3 protein-coding genes are annotated in these 3,195 nt (G+C 62.3%); 1 reads left to right on the top strand and 2 read right to left on the bottom strand.

Annotated features, from left to right (window positions below; genetic code table 11):
* Nucleotides 1-145: 145 nt before the first annotated feature.
* On the top strand, nt 146-1,345 hold the full coding sequence (gene fabV / locus AC1DT2_RS19140) for an enoyl-ACP reductase FabV (RefSeq protein ID WP_477298055.1): 1,200 nt from the start codon (nt 146-148) through the stop codon (nt 1,343-1,345).
* A 32-nt stretch (nt 1,346-1,377) separates the two neighbouring features.
* On the opposite strand, the gene AC1DT2_RS19135 is transcribed toward fabV, so the two are convergent.
* Both AC1DT2_RS19135 and AC1DT2_RS19130 read right to left on the bottom strand, forming a co-directional pair.
* Nucleotides 1,378-2,157: an enoyl-ACP reductase FabI gene (locus tag AC1DT2_RS19135; RefSeq protein WP_477298054.1), complete on the bottom strand. Its 780-nt coding sequence runs from the start codon at nt 2,155-2,157 to the stop codon at nt 1,378-1,380.
* Nucleotides 2,158-2,161: 4 nt separating this feature from the next.
* Nucleotides 2,162-3,195, bottom strand: a 1,034-nt coding sequence (locus tag AC1DT2_RS19130) for a transglycosylase SLT domain-containing protein (protein ID WP_477298053.1), incomplete at its 5' end; no start/stop codon positions are given.

The raw sequence follows: 3,195 nt of genomic DNA, 5'->3' as shown, positions 1-3,195 counted from the left end.
CCGCATGTAAGCCTGGGAAGCGTCCAGCGCTTCGTCGAAGGGCCCCTCGCTGAGGGGCCTTTTTTTTTGCTTGCCGTCCGTGCGGAAGCGCATGGTGCGCCGGCGCGATTACAATGGGCGCCTTACTGCGTCAAAGGGACAACCCGTGATCATTACCCCGAAGGTTCGTGGCTTCATCTGCACCACCGCCCATCCGGTCGGCTGCGAGAAGAATGTGGAAGAGCAGATCGCCATTACCAAGGCCAGCGGCGCATTCGCCGATGGCCCTAAGCGCGTTCTGGTGATTGGCGCGTCCACCGGCTACGGCCTTGCGTCACGCATCACGGCCGCTTTCGGCCAGGGTGCGGCGACCCTGGGTGTGTTCTTCGAAAAGCCGTCGAGCGAGACCAAGACGGGTACGGCTGGCTGGTATAACTCCGCAGCCTTCGACAAGCTCGCGACGCAGGCCGGGCTGTACAGCCGTTCCATCAATGGCGATGCGTTCTCCGATGAGACCCGCGCAAAGGCCGTCGAGATCATCAAGGCCGACATGGGCGGCAAGATCGACCTCGTCATCTATTCGCTCGCCTCGCCCGTGCGCAAGCTGCCGAAGACGGGCGAAGTCGTGCGTTCCGCGCTGAAGACCATCGGTGAGACGTTCACCGCCTCCTCGGTCGATACGAATAAGGATGCCGTGATCCAGGCGTCGGTCGACCCGGCGACGGACCAGGAAATCCAGGACACGGTGACCGTCATGGGCGGCGAAGACTGGGCATTGTGGATCGAGGCCCTGACCGAAGCCGGCGTGCTCGCCGATAACGCCACGACGGTTGCCTACAGCTACGTCGGCACGTCGATCACCTGGCCCATCTACTGGGACGGCACGCTGGGCAAGGCGAAGCAGCATCTGGATCGCACCGCGAAAGAACTCGGTGCGAAGTACAAGGGTCTGCGCGCCTATGTCGGCGTCATGAAATCCGTCGTCACCCAGGCCAGTTCGGCCATTCCCGTGATTCCGCTCTACGTTTCCATGGTCTTCAAGATCATGAAGGAGAAGGGCATCCACGAAGGCACGATCGAGCAGATCAACCGCCTGTTCCACGAGCGTCTCTACCGTGCGGACGGCAAGGTGCCGGAGACCGATGCCGAAGGCCGCCTGCGTCTCGACGACTGGGAGCTGCGTGACGACGTGCAGAACGAGTGCAAGGCTTTGTGGCCGACCGTCACCACGGAAAACCTGTGGACCGACACCGACTATGCCGGTTACAAACACGACTTCATCAAGCTGTTCGGTTTCGACCGCAAGGATGTCGACTACGCAGCCGACGTGAATCCGGACGTGCGCTGGAACGTCGTCGAGATGTAAGCGACAACCTGCCGGGCAGGGGCGGGGTGTCGCTAGTTCATCAACCCGACGATGTTGAAGCCGGCGTCGACGTAGGTGACCTCGCCGGTTATGCCCGACGCCAGATCCGAACACAGGAAGGCGGCAACGTTGCCGACTTCCTCCTGCGTCACGCCACGCCGCAAAGGCGCGACGTTGTCGACCTGCTCGAGGATGCGACGGAAGTTGCCGACGCCGGATGCCGCAAGGGTCTTGATCGGTCCCGCGGAAATCGCATTCACGCGCGTACCTTCCGGCCCGAGGTTATAGGCGAGGTAACGGACGTTCGCTTCGAGGCTGGCTTTCGCCAGGCCCATGACGTTGTAGTTCGGCAATGCGCGCTCGGCACCGAGATAACTCAGCGTGAGGATCGCTCCGCCGCGGCCACTCATCAAGGGGCGCGCCGCCTTCGCCAGGGCGGCAAGACTGTAACTGGAAATGTCGTGGGCCACGGCGAAGTTTTCGCGCGTGAGGTTGTCGAGGAACTCGCCCTGTAGCGCTTCGCGCGGCGCGAATCCTACCGAGTGTACGAGGACGTCAAGGCCGTCCCAGTGCTGCCCGAGTTCGGTGAACACGCGGTCGATGTGCGCATCGATGCCGACATCGCATTCGAGCACGAGGTTGGAGCCGAATTCCGCAGCGGCTTCGTCGACGCGATCTTTCAGGCGCTCGTTCTGATAGGTGAAAGCCAGTTCCGCGCCTTCACGATGCATCGCTTCGGCAATACCCCAGGCGATGCTGCGCCGGCTGGCGATGCCAACGATGAGAGCCCGCTTGCGATGCAGGAAGCCCATGGGTTCAGCGTGACGCGGTAAGACGCAATACCTGACCCGGTTTCACGGCCTGCGTCTGCAGGTCGTTCCACTTCATCAGTTGCTCGACGCTCACCTGGTGACGGCGTGCGATCGTCCAGAGCGACTCGCCGTTGTTGACCTTGTAGACGATCGCGACGGCCTTGCTGGACTTCGAAGCCTTCTCTGCCTTGGCCAGTTCCGCCTTGGAAAGCTTCTTACCCTTGGCGTTCTTGCCGCTCTTCGCTACAGGCGCATCGGCAACGGCATCGTTATCGATGGACGAGGAGGGCGGTTCAACGACGGCGGCAACCGGCCCGAGGTTGTATTGGTCGGCGGCTGTCTTTGGCAGCAGCAGTGACGACGACACCGTGCCCTGCGTGGTGCGATAGGCCGGGTTGAAGTCACGCAGGTCGTTCATCGACAGGCCCGACTGTTTGGCGGCCTGCGCGAGCGATTGTGGGTTCGACACCTGCACGACCTGCAGCGCGTCTTCGCCATCCTGGCGCGGCAGTTGCACATTGAAGCGGCCCGGATCGCGCACGATGCAGGCGATGGCCATGAGCTTCACCAGATGCTCCCTGGTGCCAGCCTTCATGGGCACATCAGGCAGGCCTTCTTCCGCTGTCGGACCACCGTGTTTGTCGATGGTTTTCTTCAGGCCGAACTCGCCCGCGTTGTAAGCCACGTCAACCAGGCGCCAGTCGCCAAGATCGTCGTAGTAGCGGCGCATCATGGACATCACCGACTCGGTGGACTTGGTGATGTCGAGGCGCTCGTCGTAATTCTTCTGCACGCGCAGGCCAAGCGTTTGGGCCGTCTGCGGCATGATCTGCCACATGCCAGCCGGACGGTTCTTCGCTCCCGGCACATGACGGTACTGACTCTCCACCCAGGGCAGCAGTGCGAATTCACCCGCCACGCTGTGCTGCATCGCCGCCTTGTGTGCGTAGACGATCAGCGGCAGCACCTCGTTGACCTGCTGCTCGAAGCGGTTCGGCATCTTTGTATACGTACGCGCCCAGGCGACCACTTCGGGGC

It is taken from the genome of Luteibacter sp. P4_E6 (assembly GCF_056401535.1).
The sequence above is the reverse complement of the archived record's forward strand: the minus strand, read 5'-3'. Positions and strand labels throughout refer to the sequence as shown.

Excerpts from the sequence above, each read along its gene's own strand:
- AC1DT2_RS19135 (WP_477298054.1), bottom strand. The coding sequence starts at position 2,157 with ATGGGCTTCCTGCATCGCAAGCGGGCTCTCATCGTTGGCATCGCCAGC.